Raw genomic sequence first — 15431 nt, 5'->3', positions numbered from 1 at the left:
CTTCGTAACTCGTTGAATCTCAAGGAGTTTTCCGTTTCGACTGCGCCGGAAGTGGGGCGAATTATAGAGAACTGAAATCTACCGTCAACCGTTAATTTCTCTTTTCTATCAACATTCTTAAAAAGGCCGCGCTGCATATAGACGCCCACACGGCGAATGCGCACTATATTGCGCAACCCAAGCCTATCTTCAACTCGGACACTGCCCAGCGATGAACGACCACTCCCGCAGCCTTGCCTCGATTCTCTTTCCGGTCGGCCTGCTGCTCATAGCCATGGCTTCGATCCAGTCCGGCGCCTCTCTCGCCAAAAGCATGTTCCCCGTGGTCGGCGCTCAGGGCACCACCACCCTGCGCCTGATTTTCGCCAGCGTCATCATGGTTCTGCTGCTGCGTCCCTGGCGAGTGAAGCTGACGGCCCAATCCCTACGCACCGTCATTGTTTACGGCATGGCATTGGGGGGCATGAATTTCCTCTTCTATATGTCGCTACGCACCGTACCGCTCGGCATCGCCGTCGCCTTGGAGTTCACCGGCCCGCTGGCCGTCGCCATCTATGCTTCCCGCCGGGCCATCGACTTTCTCTGGATCGCACTGGCCGCCGCCGGACTTCTGCTGCTGATCCCGACCGGGGCGACAACGGCCGGCATCGATCTGATCGGTACCGGGTACGCCCTGGGCGCCGGCGTCTGCTGGGCGCTGTACATCCTCTTCGGCCAGAAGGCCGGTGCCGACAACGGCGTGACGACCGCCGCGCTGGGCGTCATGATCGCCGCACTGTTCGTCGCCCCCATCGGAATCATCCACGCCGGGACAGCACTGCTGACCCCCTCTCTGATTCCGGTGGCGATCGGCGTGGCCATCCTGTCCACAGCCCTTCCCTACACCCTGGAGATGGTTGCCCTCACCCGCATGCCTGCCCGTACGTTCGGCACCCTGATGAGCATCGAGCCCGCGTTCGGCGCGTTGTCCGGCCTGCTCTTCCTGCAGGAGTACCTGTCGTTGTCACAATGGATGGCGATTCTGTGCATTATCCTGGCCTCCGTCGGTGCGACCATGACCATGGGCAGCACAGCCAAGCCTGCCGTTGCGGCAGATTGAGACAGGATTTGACGAAGGTCTGGCATTTGGCGCGCATTTAGGCCATGTTAAAGCGCGTAACCCAATGCCAGGCATGGATTTTTCAGACAGGGACGGCACAACGCTTCAAACGTGAGCGAATGCAGGCAGAATCGAGCACCAGACTCGGCGCCGCGATTAAGGACGTTAATGAAACAGATTTTGATACTGATCGCCGTACTCGCAATCGCGGGTTGTGCAGCCACCACGAAAACCCAGGTCAAGCATGGCAAGAAAGGCCTGCACATAAACTGTTCCGGACTCTCGTCCTCCTGGGACAAGTGCTACGCCAGCGCCGCCAACGCCTGCGCTCCCAAAGGCTACAAGGTGATCGCAAAATCAGGGGATGCCGTGGAAGAGCCCGGTGACTATCCCTTCGGCCTCAATCCCGCCGGCTATACCAGCCGCAGCATGATCGTCATCTGCAAGTAAGCGGGCACCTACTCCGCGAATTGAGCTGCGATCCGCCGACTGATTTCCTCATGACTGGCGCCCAGCACTTTCTTCTGCATGTCCGTGCTGGCCAGCATCCGCGCAACCACCAATGCGCCCACGCATTGCGACAGAATCGCCCAGGCCAGGCTCTCGCTTCCCAACGTCTGCGCCCAACTCTGCTGAAGCCTGCCGATCCACAGCTCGGCCTGCTCACGCACCCCGCTCTCGGAACGCGCGATCTCCGCGCCCAATGCCGGTATCGCACAGCCGGACTCAGGCTGTTCGACATGAGCCATGCTCAGATACTGCTTCAGGCAACGCTCAAGCCGCTTGCGATCCTGCGTACCCTGCCCGCCCAACCGCTCGAGACTTTGCCCGAGCTCACGCTCGACAATGGCCGCGAACAGCGCGTCCTTGGATGAGAAATGGCTGTAGAACGCCGCGCCGCTCAGTCCGATCGCCTTCATCAGACCGTCGACGCCCACCGTGGAAAAGCCAGACCTTTTCGCCGACAACGCACTGCTGTGCAGCAGCTTTTCCTTGGTTTCGAGCTTGTGACCGGCTGAATAACGCATTTTCGTACTCCGCGATTGACTGCCTTGACGCTGCCAGGATCCTAGCATAACGTTCGTTCACTTAACGATCGTTTAATAAAGGGGATACCCATGAACAACAAGAAGGTCGTATTGGTCGTCGGCGCAGGCGATGCCACCGGCGGCGCGATTGCCAGGCGCTTCGCCAAGGAAGGGTTCGTGGCCTGCGTCACCCGCCGCAGCGCCGACAAGCTGCAACCTTTGGTGGAAGCCATCCACGCCGAAGGCGGCCAAGCCCATGGCTTTGCCTGCGATGCGCGCAAGGAAGAAAACGTGATCGCATTGGTCGAGGACATCGAGACCCGTCTGGGCCCGATTGAAGCGTTTGTCTTCAACATCGGCGCCAATGTACCGTGCAGCATCCTCGACGAAACCGCACGCAAGTATTTCAAGATCTGGGAAATGGCCTGTTTCTCGGGTTTCCTCAATGCCCGGGAGGTGGCCAAACGCATGGTCACCCGCCGCCGGGGCACTATCCTATTCACCGGCGCCACCGCCGGCCTGCGCGGCGCCGCCGGCTTTGCCGCGTTCGCGGGCGCCAAGCACGGCATCCGGGCCTTGGCGCAAAGCATGGCCCGAGAACTGGGCCCCTTGAACATCCATGTCGCCCACGTCGTGGTGGACGGCGCCATCGACACCGACTTCATCCGCGACAACTTCCCCGAGAAATACGCAACCAAGGAACAGGACGGGATCCTCGACCCCGAGCACATTGCCGAAAATTACTGGTATCTGCACAGCCAGCCCCGGGACGCCTGGACATTCGAGCTGGATCTGCGCCCCTGGAGCGAACGCTGGTAACGTCCATAACAACAATCAGGAGTGCCGCACCCATGAGCAAAACCGTGGAGTTCTACTTCGACCTCGGCAGCCCCGCCACTTATCTGGCCTACACGCAGCTGCCGAAGATCTGCGCCGAAACCGGCAGCCAACTGGTTTACATCCCGATGCTGCTGGGCGGCGTATTCAAGGCCACCGGCAACGCCTCCCCGGCCACGATTCCGGCCAAGGGACGCTACATGTTCGAGGATCTGGACCGTTATGCCCGACGTTACGGCGTTGCGCTGAAGTTCAACCCTCACTTCCCGATCAACACGTTGACCCTGATGCGCGCCGTCACCGGCATGCAATTGCGCCATCCGGAGCGGTTCCAGGCGTTCGTCGATTGCCTGTTCAACGCCCTCTGGGTCGAGGGCCGTTGCCTCGACGAACCCGCAACGGTGGCGGCCGTGCTGACCGAGCACGGTTTCAACCCGGAGGATGTGCTGGCACTGACCAACGACGAAGCCGTGAAGGCTGCCCTCAAGGACAACACTGAAACCGCCGTCAAGCGAGGTGTGTTCGGTGCCCCGAGCATGTTCATCGGCAACCAGCTGTTCTTCGGTCAGGACCGGCTGGACTTTGTCACAGAGGCCTTGCGTTAGAGTTCGATCACCAAGCGTCCACGGGCCGCTTTCGATGCGAGCACCCCGTGGGCGTCTTCGGCGGTTTCCAGGGAGAACCGACGAGGGTCGACCATCGGCCGCAGACGCCCCGCTTCGATCATTTGCGCAACCTGCCGCAGGATGTCCCCGTGATGTTCACGTCCGTGGCCGGTCAACAGCGGCAGCAGGGTGAACACGCCGGAATAGGTTGCGCCCCGGAACGAAAGCGGCGCCAGGCTGTGCTGCCCCCATCCCAGGCAACTCAGCACATGCCCGTGATACACCCGCGCGGCCTTGAAGGCGGCGTCCAGCGCTTCGCCGCCCACCGTGTCATAGACGATGTCAAAGCCCTCCCCCGCCGTGTGTTCGTTCACGTAACTTTCCACCGGGGTTTGTCGGTCGATGAATGTCGCGCCGCCCCCTTCGATGATTGACCGCTGCCCGGCAGAACCTGTGGCGAACACATCCGCCCCGAAGGCCCGCGCCAGCTGAATGGCCACATGCCCGACCCCGCCTGCTCCCCCATGGATCAGCACTTTTTGCCCGGCGCGCACATGAGCGCGATCCACCAGCCCCTCCCACGCCGTAATGACCACCAACGGCAAACCGGCCGCCTCACGCATGGACAGGTTCGAGGGCTTGCGTGCCAGCAGTCGCGCGTCCACTGCTGCATAGTCGGCCAACGAGCCCTGGGCGCCACCAATCCCCGTGGCCATCGCATACACCTCGTCACCCGGCACCCAGCCGAGAACGCCTTCGCCTACCGCCTCGACCACACCGGCAAGGTCGATGCCCAACACCGCCGGCAGCGCCTGCCGGGCATGGGCGGCTTGGCCCGCACGGACTTTCAGGTCCAACGGATTCACGCCGCTGGCCTTGATCCGCACCAGCACTTCTCCCGGACGTGGCGTGGGACGTTGCAGCGAAACCAAGCGTAGCGAACCGTTTGGGGTTTCAACCATCAGCGCGCGCATGTGCATTGAGTCAGTCATTTCGGCATTTCCTGTCTGAAAGAGAGTGGAATCATCCTCTCGCAACCAATCCATGCCGATAAGACGCCGTATCGTTATAGTAACCATGCCAATACAGCATGAATGAGCGCTGCTTCCCATGGACAAACTCCACGCGATGTCGATTTTCGTCCGGGTCATCGAACGCGGCAGTTTTTCCGCCGTGGCCCGTGAGCTGCAGACCACACAGCCGACCATCAGCAAAGTCCTGCGCGCGCTCGAGCGCCAGCTCGGCGGCAAGCTGATCGCCCGCAGCACGCGCAAGCTGTCGCTGACCGATGAAGGCCAGCGCTACTACAACGAATGCCGAACCATCCTGGCGGCGGTGGATGCTGCCGAGCACAGCTTTCAGTCCGGCCGGGAAACCGTTGCGGGCCCCTTGCGGATCGGCTCGTCCGTCAGCTTCGGCCGCTTGCAGATCGCGCCGCGTCTGGCGGCGTTTCTGGAACACTACCCGCAGGTGCAGATCGATCTGCAACTCAGTGACCAGAACCAGGATCTGGTCAGCGAAGGCCTGGACGTCAGCCTGAGAATCGGCGCATTGAGCGACAGCGGCATGATCGCCCGCCCCATCGGCCTTACCCACCGCATCACGGTCGCCGCGCCGGCTTATCTGGAGCGACATCCCGCACCGCTTGCGCCCGCCGATCTGCGCCGGCACAACTGCCTGCAATTCAACCTGCTCAGCAGCCAGAACCTGTGGACTTACGAAAGGGACGGACAGCGCCACGAGGTGCGCATCCAGGGAAACGCCCAGAGCAACAACTCAGAGGCCATCCGTGAAATGGTGCTGGGTGGGTTGGGGATTGCGCTGTCGCCGGTCTGGCTGTTCAGCGAAGACTTGAAGGCGGGCCGGGTGGTCGCCCTGTTGCAGGACTACCGCACACAACCGCTGCCGATGCACGCGGTGTTCCCGGCGAACCGTCGCCAGTCCGCCAGGATCCACGCATTCGTCGACTTCATGGCTCAGGCGCTGGCGACAGCGCCCGAGTTGACGCCGATCAGATAGCCGCAGTGCGGGCGTTCAGCCAAGCCAGCGCCGCGCCGTCGAGCAGCGGGCTCAGGCGCTTGCGCACTTGGGCGTGGTAGGCGTTGAACCACTGTTTTTCATCCTCGGTCAGCAAGGACGGCTCCAGGCAGCGCGTGTCGATCGGGCACAGGGTCAGGGTTTCGAACTTGAGGAATTCGCCGAACTCGCTGCTGCCTGCTTCGACGTTCATCGCCAGGTTCTCGATGCGCACGCCCCAGCGTCCCGGACGGTAGGTGCCCGGTTCGATGGAGGTGATCATCCCCGGTTGCATGGCGGTCTGCGGTGCCGGCGCCGCCTGGTAGGCGATCACCTGCGGGCCTTCATGGACGTTGAGGAAGTAACCGACGCCATGGCCGGTGCCATGACCGTACTCCACGTTGTCGGCCCAGATCGGCGCCCGGGCGATAGCGTCGAGCAGCGGCGACTGGATGCCTTTGGGGAAGTGGGCCCGCGACAAAGCGATCACGCCTTTGAGCACCCGGGTGCAATCGTGCTTCTGCTCGGCGTTCGGCGTACCGACCGGCACCATCCGGGTGATATCGGTGGTGCCGCCCAGGTACTGGCCGCCGGAGTCGATCAACAGCAGGCCGTCGCCCTCGATCACCGCGTGCGCTTGCTCGGTGGCGTGGTAGTGCGGCATGGCACCGTTGGCGTTGAACGCCGCGATGGTGTTGAAGCTCAGCGACACGTAGTCCGGACGACGCGCGCGGGCGGCGGTCAGTTTCTCGTCGATGGTCAGCTCGGTGATGCGCTCGCGGCCCCAGGCGGATTCCAGCCAGGCGAAGAATTCGCACAGCGCCGCGCCGTCCTGCTCCATGGCCCGGCGGATGTGTTCGGCATCGGCCTGGCTCTTCTGCGATTTGGCCAGCGTGGTCGGATTGAGGCCTTCGACCAGTTTCACGCCGCTGTCGAGATTGCCCAGCAGACCGCTGGTGACCCGCGCCGGATCCACCAGCAGGCTCGCCCCGTCCGGCACCGCGCGCAAGGCATCGGCGACTTCGCTGTAATCGCGCAGGGTCACGCCGTCCTGTTCCAGCACGGCGCGCAGGTGGGCGTCGACCTTGCCCAAGGCCACGAACAACGTGGCTTGCTGCTGGCTGATCAGGGCAAAGGAGATGAACACAGGGTTGAACGACACATCGCCGCCGCGCAGGTTGAACAGCCAGGCGATGTCGTCGAGGGTGGCGATGAAATGCCAATCGGCCCCGCGCTCCTTGAGGGTTTCGCGCAGTCGGGCGAGCTTCTCGCCACGGCTGACGGTGGCCTGCGGCGACAGGTGCTGATAGACCGGTGCGTCGGGCAGTTGCGGACGGTCGCTCCAGACTTCATCCAGCAGGTCGATGTCGGTGCGCAGACGGGCGCCGCGGGCCTCGAGCTTGCTGCCCAGGGTCCGTGCCGACGCCACCGCCATCACCGCGCCATCGACCGCCACCACGCCGCCTTCCGGCGTCTGTTCGGCCAGCCAGTCCAACGGTCCCGGCTGGCCCGGCTGCAGCTTGACCAGTTCGATGCCGCTGCCGTTGAGCTCTTGGGTCGCCTGTTCCCAATAACGGCTGTCGGCCCAGACGCCGGCGAAGTCCGTGGTGACGATCAGCGTACCGACCGAACCGTGGAACCCCGACAGCCATTGCCGGCCCTGCCAGTAGCCCGGCAGGTACTCTGACAAGTGCGGGTCGGCCGACGGCACCAGCAACGCATGGATGCCTTCGCGGCGCATCAGTTCACGGGTGTGCGCCAGGCGCTGGGGAACCGATCCGTCGGTCAAAGTCTGGGTACTCATCATGTCTCCTGCTAACCACTTCGTCGTTATTGTCCGGTGCCGGTTGTGTCCGGCACCTTTATGAAAGTCCTGTCGCCCAGAACGCCGGAGCGCCGGTGCAGGCGGCCTTGATCAGTTGCACGGCCCGGTCGATGTCGTCGGCCGTGGTGAAGCGGCCGAGGCTCAGGCGGATGGTGCGGCCCGCCAGGCGTGCGTCATGCCCCAACGCCAACAGCACGTGGGACGGGGTGTTGCTCGCCGAGTTGCAGGCCGAGGTCGCGGAAAACGCGAGCGAATGGCTCAGGGTCGCGGCGTTGAACTCGCCTTCGCCGAAGGTCAGGCTCAAGGTGTGCGGGATGCGCCGCTGCGGGCTGCCGTTGAGGCGCACGCCGGGCAGGCTCAGCACCTGTTCGAGCAGGCGCTCGCGCAGCGCAGCGATGGTGTTTTTCTCTTCATCGAACACCTGCGCCGCCAGGGCGAAGGCGGCGCCCATCGCCGCGATCTGGTGGGTCGCCAGGGTGCCGGAGCGCAAGCCGCCTTCATGCCCGCCGCCGTGGATCTGCGCCTGCAGACGCTGCTGCGCGCGCGGGCCGACGTACAGGGCGCCGATGCCCTTGGGGCCGTACAGCTTGTGCGCCGAGAAGGACATCAGATCCACCGGCCATTGCGCCAGGTCGATGGCGACCTTGCCGGCGCCCTGCGCCGCATCGACATGGAACAGCGCCTCGCGGCCGCGCACCACCTCGCCGATGGCCGGGATGTCGTTGACGGTGCCCAGTTCGTTGTTGACCAGCATCAGCGACACCAGAAAGGTGTCGTCGCGCATCGCTTCGCTGACCGCCTGCGGGGTGATCAGGCCGTCGGCGTCCGGCACCAGGTAGGTCACGGCGATGCCGGCGTCCTGCAGTTGCCGTGCGGTGTCGAGGATGGCCTTGTGTTCGATCTGGCTGGTGATGATGTGCCCGCCGGGCACGCCCCGGGCCTGGACCACACCCTTGAGGGCCAGGTTGTTGGATTCGGTGGCGCCGGAGGTCCAGACGATCTGCCCGGCCTGGGCCCCGACCAGTTCGGCGACCTGCAGGCGCGCCTGCTCGACCGTGTGCCGGGCCTGCCGGCCGAAGGCATGGGAGCTGGAGGCCGGGTTGCCGAAATTGCCGTCGAAGCCCAGACACTCGATCATCACCTGGATGACCCGCTCGTCCACCGGGGTGGTAGCGGCGTAATCGAAATACAGCGGACGTTGGTTCATAGAAAAACTCGCAGAGCGTGTTCCGGGGTCAGGAGGCTCGTGTCTGCAAACGGCAAGGCGCAGCCTTGTGGGCCGCGCCGCGGTTAGAGAGCGTCATCATTACCTGATCGGATGCCGTTAAAGAAGAACAACTTCATTTAAGAGTGCGTAGGAACGCTCCTGAAGCCGAGCTTAACAGGCATCGGGCCGGCGGTTGAAGCGATGCGTCAGGCAAAGCTTTCCAGCAGCAGCGGGTACAGCGAAATCACCAGCAGCGCCGCCATCCCCCAGTTGAACGCCCGCAGCCAGCGGCGATCCTTGAGCACGTTGCGCAACAAGGTGCCGCAGGCCGCCCACACGCCGACGCTCGGCAGGTTGATGATGGCGAACACGGCGGCAATCACCAGCACGTTGGTGAAGTAGCCTTGCATCGGCGTGTAGGTGCTGATGGCGCCGATGGCCATGATCCACGCCTTGGGGTTGACCCACTGGAACGCCGCCGCCCCCAGGTAGCTGATCGGCTTGCCTTCGCCGTCGCCGCTGTCGCCGACCGGGCCGGAGCGGGCGATTTTCCACGCCAGGTACAGCAAGTAGGCCGCGCCGACATACCGCAGGATCGTGTACAGCAAGGGATAGCGCTGAAACACCGCGCCCAGGCCGAACCCCACCGCCACGACAAGCACGAAGAAGCCGCAGGTGATGCCGAGCATGTGAGGGATGGTGCGGTTGAAGCCGAAATTCACCCCCGACGCCAACAGCATGGTGTTGTTCGGCCCCGGCGTGATCGAGGTGACAAGGGCAAACAGGGCGAAGCCCAGCAGCAGATCGAGCGAAAGGGTCATGGCAGGCATTCCGTGAGGGTCATTCAGGTGTTGACCCTATCGCACGGCACCGCGCCAGCCCATGGACAGTTGGGTGAAACTTCGAGCAGTACAGTTATCGATCAGCTTGGACGACCGTGAAGCTGTACGGCCCGTTCAGCGCTCATTTCGCCATGGCTGTCGAAGCCGACAGTCCTCTGTGGCTGGCCGAGCAGTTCGGCTTTCTTCGCGTGGTACTCGTCGAAGGACAGGCCGCGGCGGTTCAGCGCTTCGAGGGCCAGTTCGCGGGTTTCTTCCGCCGTGTAGGGGCGCAGCTCGGGCGACACGTGGCTGGCGCAACCGGCGAGCACGGAGACGGCGAGCATCAGGGAAACAGTCAGTAAGCGGTTCATCGGGAGCGTCCTGGCGAAAGGTGTTTGTCGATGGACAAAGGCTACGCCCGGGCACGCGTGCGCAGAAATCAACGCGCTCAATAGTGGCTATCAGGTTTGACGGTGAGTCCCTCAAGCACGTACGCAAGATCAGTCGGGCAGTGCCGCGACTGATCCTTCCCACACCGCACCGCCCCCGAAACGCTTGATCCGGCTGCCGATCTATCCGACCAGCTGACAATGCAGCCCTTCGTCATGGCTGCGGGCAATGCTGCTCAACACCTGGAACGAACCGAAGGTCACGGTGCGCGCCCGATGGGTGCGGATCAGGTGCCAGAAATCCTGTTCGCCGTTTTCGAAGCTGCGAAACGCCGCCTCGCCGGCCTCGCGCGAGCGCCATTGCAGAAAGCCCAGCACCCGCCGGCCGTCGTCGCTGGCCTGGACGCTGGCGCTGATGAACCCGGCGTAGCGTTCGGCCAGACGCTCGGTCTGCAATGCCAACGCGGCGACCAGCGCAGGTTGTTGTCCGGGGTCGATCTCGAATTCGATCAATTGGGTGAAGCTGCTGTTTTTCGGCGCGTGCATAACGTCCCCACTCGTCTGTCAGGCGAATCTTGCGATTCGAAGGCGTGCAGGTTAAAACCTCTAGTTAAGTAAAGGTCAAGAGGCAAACTTCAAATGGTCACCGCAGACACCCTGCACAAACAACTGACTGTCGGCGAAGTCGCGGCCCGCAGCGGCGTGGCGGTCACGGCCCTGCACTTTTACGAATCCAAGGGGTTGATCAAAAGCCAGCGCAATGCCGGCAACCAACGCCGCTATCCGAGGGAAGTGCTGCGGCGCGTGGCGTTGATCAAGGTGGCGCAGCGCCTGGGCATTCCGCTGGCGGAAATCGGCGAAGCCCTGAAGAACCTGCCGGACAACCGGGCGCCGACGGCGGCGGACTGGAAACGGCTGTCGGAGCAATGGCGCCGCGAACTGGACGAGCGGATCGGGCAACTGATGCTGTTGCGCGACCGCCTCAACGGCTGCATCGGCTGCGGGTGCCTGTCGATGGAAGCCTGCCCGCTGCGCAACTACGGGGACGTGCTCGGGGAACAGGGGCCGGGGCCGCACTTCCCGCCGTCGGCGAGCGATGCCGAATGACCGCCGACCCTTTGTCGGCGGCCCGGTCTGCGGCGCCGGCACGGACCTATAGTTGACCGACCGGACATCCGGTGAAGACTGACCGTCCACAAGAAAGAACAGGGAGAACGTCATGAGCGTCAAACCCATTCCTGAGGGGTATCACAGCATTACCCCGTATCTCGGCATCAAGAAAGCCGCCGAGGCCATCGACTTCTACAAGAAAGCCTTCGGCGCCACCGAAGTCATGCGCCTGGCCATGCCCGACGGCAACATCGGCCATGCCGAACTGCGCATCGGCGACAGCGCGATCATGCTCGGCACCCCGTGCGAAGAGGGGCCGTTCAGCAGTCCGGAGCAGTTCGTGTCGGTCGGCCTGCATCTATATGTGACCGACGTCGACAAGTCGTTCCGGCGGGCGATCGATGCCGGTGCGACCTCCGTGGAGGACGTCAAGGATCAGTTCTACGGCGACCGCAGCGGCTCCTTGCGAGATCCTTACGGGCATCTGTGGTTCCTGGCCTCGCGCAAGGAAGACCTGACCGAAGAGCAGATCCGTCAGCGGGCCATTGAGAGGTTCAAGCAAGGCTGAACGACCTCCTTGCCGAATGCCTGTAGGAGCGAGCCTGCTCGCGATTGCGGTATGTCCGTCAATGAAGCTGTCGACTGACTTGAGGCAATCGCGAGCAGGCTCGCTCCCACAGTGCGGATGCCGCTTCGGCGAAGTGCGAAACATTTACTTTCATATCACCCATCGGGAATTTCCTCGCTCATCCGTCTTATAGAGATGCGGGCCGGTCGCCCGGGCGAACGCCTCGACCGCGCCCTCCAGGGACGCCCCTGCTGCGAAGCCCGTAGCAGCCGCTCCTCCCACTGAATCAAGACGTTCAATCATGTCGAAGAAATCCCGCTCGAAACTGTGGTTCCTGGTGCATAGCTGGCTGGCCTTGCCGATCTGGTTCTTTGTCCTGATCGTCTGCGTCACCGGCACCCTGGCGGTGGTCAGCCAGGAAATCGTCTGGCTGGCCAACCCGCAGATGCGCGCCAGCCAGCCGTCCGACGACGCAACGCGGCTCAGCTACGACCAGATCCTCGCCGCCATCAAGAAAGCCGAACCGCAGACCGTGGTGCAAAGCATCAACCGTCCGGACGAATCGCACTTTGCCCTCGACGTCGACGTCAGCTACCCCGACGGGCGCGTGCAGACGGTGTACGTCAACCCGTACACCGGCGCCATCCAGGGCACGGCGCCGGACTTCAACTTCAAGGCCTTCACCCGGGCGCTGCACGGCTGGTGGCTGGTGCCGTTCACCAACGGCTTCAGCTGGGGCTGGTACCTGGTGTCGTTCCTCGGCCTGCCGATGCTGGCTTCGCTGGTGACCGGGCTTGTGGTGTACAAACGGTTCTGGAAAGGCTTCCTGCGCCCGACCCTGCGTTTCAGGCACGGCGCACGGATCTTCTGGGGCGACTTCCATCGCCTGAGCGGCATCTGGTCGATCTGGTTCATCGCGGTGATCTCCATCACCGGCACCTGGTTCCTGATCCAGGCGCTGCTGTCGGACAACCAGATCTCCATCTCCAGCGAACCGATCATCCCGGCCATGGCCCGCGAAGCCGTGCCGATGTCCGGTGACGGCACGCCGCCGCCACGGATCAGCCTGGACCGCGCCGTCGAAATCGCCCGGGAGAGAATCCCCGGCCTGGAAGCCAGCTTCGTCAGCCTGCCGGGCAACGCCTACGCCCACCTCGACATCGGCGGGCGCGGCTGGTACCCGCTGATGTTCCAGAGCGCCACGCTCAACCCCTACAGCGGCGACGTGGCGGCCACGCGCCTGCTGTCCGACCGCACCTCGCTTGAGTTCGTCACCGAATCCATGCGCCCGCTGCACACCGGCGACTTCGGCGGGCTGTGGATCAAGCTGATCTGGTTCTTCTTCGGCCTGCTGCTGAGCATGATGGTGCTGAGCGGGCTGCTGATCTGGACCAAACGCACGGCCCTGGCCACCGCCAATGCGCTCAAGCGCGAGCACAAGCAGCAGCGCGTCAAGGCACAACCGGCCCCGCGCCATGAACCGTCGGAGGCCAGCCTGTGAGCCGATCCACACCTGCACCGCAGCCTTCCCGGCTGAGCCTGTTCTGGCACAAGTGGCGTTTCCACATCAATGTCCTGCTGCTCCTGATTCCGCTGGGCTTCATGCCCAAGTACTTCGCCGACGCCGCGCTGTTCCGCGGCGACAGCGGCCTGGGCGAGCGGGAGATCGGGCAGATCCAGGTCGGCCCCTGGAGCCTGCGCCTGGCCGAGCTGCGCGACGAGGCCCCGCGCTCCGACGGCCCGGCCGGCTACCTCAAAGGCTTCAACGCCGCCCTGTGCAGCGCCTGCGTCGATCAGGTCAAGGCCACTTACCTGCGCATCGGCAAGCCCCGCAGCCTGCGCGCCGCCGGCTCGATCTTCTTCGGTACGCCGTACCGCATGGGCACCCAACTGCCGGTGCCGGACAAGACCCGCGCCGACGCCGAACTGTGGATCACCATGGAAGGCTGGGACGGCAGCATGCACCAGGCCTCGATTCCGCTGAGCCAGGCCTCCCCCGCCACTCTCGCCTGGCTGAACAAACAAGGAGCCAAACCATGAGCCGCGCCCCACGTCCTTTCCGCCCACGCCGGTGCCTGAGCGCCGCGCTGCTGGCGCTCGGTGCCGTCTTCAGCGCCGGCGCCCTGGCCCACAACCCGATGTGCGAGTGCAAGGCCATCGACGCCGAACAGATCAAATGCACCGGTGGCTTCTCCGACGGCAGCGGAGCGCCGGGGGTGACCCTCGACGTGATCGGCTATGACGAAACCATCCTGCTGCCGGGCAAGCTCGGCGCCGACTCGACCTTGACCTTCAAGAAGCCCGGTGCCGAGTTCTACGTGCTGTTCGACGCCGGCCCCGGCCACGTCGTCGAAATCGACCAGGCGGACATCGAAAGCCCATGACCACACCCACCACCCAAACCGTCCGCCCGGCCGGCGCCGGCCATGAAACCCTCAACGTGCTGCTGTTGTGCCTGCTGATCCTGGCGCTCGCCGGTTCCGTGGTGGCCTGGCGCGCCGTCTCCCACGAGCCCGAGCCGGTTTCCGGCCATCAGCTGGATGCCCGCCGCGACCTCAATGCCGCCGAGCAGGGCCTCTACGCCGACCTGCGGGTCACCCTCGACGAAATCCGCCTGCTGCGCGAAGAACAACAGGCCCTGCCGACACCGCAGGCCCTGGCCGACGAGGGCTTCGCGCCGTTCGCCCAGGACGCCAGCTCCGTCAGCCGCGGCGGTCACGCATGGCAGTTGCTGGCCGACTCGGCCTACTACGGCCAAAGCCAGGCGCCTGCCGTGGCCGGTTCGTTCCTGATGCGCACGGACGCCGACGGGCACGCCCCGCCCGACATCTGGCTTACCCGCCAGGCCGACGCCGGGGTGCCGACGGATCTTTCCGACGATGCCCTATCGGCCGCCGGCTGGAAACAGATCGTCGCGCAATACGATGCCGGGGTGACCCGCGAGCATCGCCATTGACCTCCCGCCTCCATTCCACGGAAGACCGCTTGCCCATGTCCATTTCCTCTGCCCGCCGCCCCTTCCTGCGCCTGCTCCTGGCCGGCCTGTGCGCCTGCCTGCTGAGCCCACTGGCCAGCGCCGACCCGGCCAAGCGCCTGCGCATCGGCATCACCCTGCACCCGTACTACAGCTATGTGGCCAACATCGTCGGCGACAAGGCCGACGTGGTGCCGCTGATTCCCGCCGGCTTCAACCCGCATGCCTACGAACCCCGCGCCGAAGACATCAAGCGCATCAGCGGGCTGGACGTGATCGTGCTCAACGGCGTGGGCCATGACGACTTCGCCGACCGCATGATCGCCGCCAGCGAAACCCCGGACATCAAGACCATCGAAGCCAACGAAAACGTGCCGCTGCTGGCCGCCACCGGCGTCGCCGCACGCGGCGCCGGCAAGGTGGTCAACCCGCACACGTTCCTGTCGGTCAGCGCCTCCATCGCCCAGGTCAACAACATCGCCCGGGAACTGGGCAAGCTCGACCCGGACAACGCCAAGGCCTACACCCAGAACGCCCGCGCCTACGGCAAGCGCCTGCGGCAGATGCGCGCCGACGCCCTGGCCAAGCTGACCCAGGCGCCCAACGCCGAACTGCGGGTGGCCACGGTGCATGCGGCCTACGACTACCTGCTGCGCGAATTCGGCCTGGAGGTCACCGCCGTGGTCGAACCGGCCCACGGCATCGAGCCGAGCCCGAGCCAGTTGAAGAAGACCATCGACCAGCTGCGCGAACTGGACGTGAAGGTGATCTTCTCCGAGATGGACTTCCCTTCCACCTATGTCGACACCATCCAGCGCGAATCCGGCGTGAAGCTCTATCCGCTGTCGCACATTTCCTACGGCGAATACACCGCCGACAAGTACGAAAAAGAAATGGCCGGCAACCTCAACACCGTGGTGCGGGCGATCCAGGAGTCCGGCGCATGAGTTCG

General features: G+C 64.2%; 19 protein-coding genes. 12 read left to right on the top strand and 7 right to left on the bottom strand.

The genetic code is table 11. From position 1 onward, the window contains the following. The first annotated feature begins 211 nt into the window (after positions 1-211). Both rhtA and CAG29_RS22335 read left to right on the top strand, forming a co-directional pair. A complete protein-coding gene (gene rhtA / locus CAG29_RS22340) occupies positions 212-1099 on the top strand; it encodes a threonine/homoserine exporter RhtA (protein ID WP_085695155.1) in 888 nt (295 codons plus the stop codon). Between the two features lie 168 nt (positions 1100-1267). Further along, positions 1268-1549, top strand: a complete 282-nt coding sequence (locus CAG29_RS22335) for a hypothetical protein (protein WP_085577896.1) — start codon at positions 1268-1270, stop codon at positions 1547-1549. Between the two features lie 8 nt (positions 1550-1557). On the opposite strand, the gene CAG29_RS22330 is transcribed toward CAG29_RS22335, so the two are convergent. Continuing rightward, complete coding sequence (locus tag CAG29_RS22330) at positions 1558-2127, bottom strand: TetR/AcrR family transcriptional regulator (protein ID WP_085577897.1); 570 nt, start codon at positions 2125-2127, stop codon at positions 1558-1560. A 90-nt stretch (positions 2128-2217) separates the two neighbouring features. Between CAG29_RS22330 and CAG29_RS22325 the strand changes: the two genes are divergently transcribed. Continuing rightward, a complete protein-coding gene (locus CAG29_RS22325; RefSeq protein WP_085695154.1) occupies positions 2218-2946 on the top strand; it encodes an SDR family oxidoreductase in 729 nt (242 codons plus the stop codon). Positions 2947-2978: 32 nt separating this feature from the next. Further along, a complete protein-coding gene (locus CAG29_RS22320; RefSeq protein WP_085695153.1) occupies positions 2979-3569 on the top strand; it encodes a 2-hydroxychromene-2-carboxylate isomerase in 591 nt (196 codons plus the stop codon). Here CAG29_RS22320 and CAG29_RS22315 read toward each other — a convergent pair. Continuing rightward, the gene (locus tag CAG29_RS22315; RefSeq protein WP_085695152.1) at positions 3566-4561 is read right to left on the bottom strand and encodes a zinc-dependent alcohol dehydrogenase family protein; all 996 of its coding nucleotides are present in this window, start codon (positions 4559-4561) and stop codon (positions 3566-3568) included. The two genes, CAG29_RS22320 and CAG29_RS22315, sit on opposite strands and share 4 nt — an antisense overlap. A 118-nt stretch (positions 4562-4679) precedes the next feature. Between CAG29_RS22315 and CAG29_RS22310 the strand changes: the two genes are divergently transcribed. Next, positions 4680-5588, top strand: coding sequence for a LysR family transcriptional regulator (locus CAG29_RS22310; protein ID WP_085640427.1), 909 nt, complete (start codon positions 4680-4682; stop codon positions 5586-5588). Here the strand turns inward: CAG29_RS22310 and CAG29_RS22305 are convergent. The 5 genes from CAG29_RS22305 to CAG29_RS22285 form a co-directional block, all read right to left on the bottom strand. Further along, a complete protein-coding gene (locus CAG29_RS22305) occupies positions 5581-7389 on the bottom strand; it encodes an aminopeptidase P family protein (RefSeq protein WP_085695151.1) in 1809 nt (602 codons plus the stop codon). The genes CAG29_RS22310 and CAG29_RS22305 overlap by 8 nt on opposite strands. Before the next feature lie 58 nt (positions 7390-7447). Then, on the bottom strand, positions 7448-8617 hold the full coding sequence (locus CAG29_RS22300) for a cysteine desulfurase family protein (protein ID WP_085577903.1): 1170 nt from the start codon (positions 8615-8617) through the stop codon (positions 7448-7450). Between the two features lie 206 nt (positions 8618-8823). Continuing rightward, positions 8824-9438, bottom strand: coding sequence for a LysE family translocator (locus tag CAG29_RS22295; RefSeq protein ID WP_085577904.1), 615 nt, complete (start codon positions 9436-9438; stop codon positions 8824-8826). A 101-nt stretch (positions 9439-9539) separates the two neighbouring features. Then, complete coding sequence (locus CAG29_RS22290) at positions 9540-9809, bottom strand: hypothetical protein (RefSeq protein ID WP_085577905.1); 270 nt, start codon at positions 9807-9809, stop codon at positions 9540-9542. 201 nt (positions 9810-10010) lie between these two features. After that, complete coding sequence (locus tag CAG29_RS22285) at positions 10011-10373, bottom strand: antibiotic biosynthesis monooxygenase (RefSeq protein ID WP_085695150.1); 363 nt, start codon at positions 10371-10373, stop codon at positions 10011-10013. A gap of 93 nt (positions 10374-10466) precedes the next feature. Between CAG29_RS22285 and soxR the strand changes: the two genes are divergently transcribed. The 7 genes from soxR (at position 10467) to CAG29_RS22250 (ending at position 15426) form a co-directional block, all read left to right on the top strand. After that, on the top strand, positions 10467-10934 hold the full coding sequence (gene soxR / locus CAG29_RS22280; protein ID WP_085629878.1) for a redox-sensitive transcriptional activator SoxR: 468 nt from the start codon (positions 10467-10469) through the stop codon (positions 10932-10934). Between the two features lie 112 nt (positions 10935-11046). Continuing rightward, positions 11047-11505: a VOC family protein gene (locus tag CAG29_RS22275; protein WP_085577908.1), complete on the top strand. Its 459-nt coding sequence runs from the start codon at positions 11047-11049 to the stop codon at positions 11503-11505. A gap of 301 nt (positions 11506-11806) precedes the next feature. After that, positions 11807-13006 carry a PepSY domain-containing protein gene (locus CAG29_RS22270; protein ID WP_085695149.1) on the top strand — a complete coding sequence of 400 codons (1200 nt, stop codon included), beginning with the start codon at positions 11807-11809 and terminating at the stop codon, positions 13004-13006. Beyond that, a complete protein-coding gene (locus CAG29_RS22265; protein WP_085577910.1) occupies positions 13003-13545 on the top strand; it encodes a thiamine pyrophosphate-binding protein in 543 nt (180 codons plus the stop codon). Before CAG29_RS22270 ends, CAG29_RS22265 begins: the two co-directional genes overlap by 4 nt. Then, positions 13542-13889: a hypothetical protein gene (locus CAG29_RS22260; protein ID WP_085577911.1), complete on the top strand. Its 348-nt coding sequence runs from the start codon at positions 13542-13544 to the stop codon at positions 13887-13889. Before CAG29_RS22265 ends, CAG29_RS22260 begins: the two co-directional genes overlap by 4 nt. Continuing rightward, positions 13886-14461: a DUF6162 family protein gene (locus CAG29_RS22255; RefSeq protein WP_085695148.1), complete on the top strand. Its 576-nt coding sequence runs from the start codon at positions 13886-13888 to the stop codon at positions 14459-14461. Before CAG29_RS22260 ends, CAG29_RS22255 begins: the two co-directional genes overlap by 4 nt. 35 nt (positions 14462-14496) lie before the next feature. Continuing rightward, positions 14497-15426: a metal ABC transporter substrate-binding protein gene (locus tag CAG29_RS22250; protein ID WP_085577913.1), complete on the top strand. Its 930-nt coding sequence runs from the start codon at positions 14497-14499 to the stop codon at positions 15424-15426. Positions 15427-15431: the final 5 nt, after the last annotated feature.

It is taken from the genome of Pseudomonas sp. B7(2017) (assembly GCF_002112745.1).
GTDB classification, from domain to species: Bacteria; Pseudomonadota; Gammaproteobacteria; order Pseudomonadales; family Pseudomonadaceae; genus Aquipseudomonas; species Aquipseudomonas ekonensis.
Note: the sequence above shows the minus strand (reverse complement) of the source record. Positions and strands in the feature narration are given on the sequence as shown.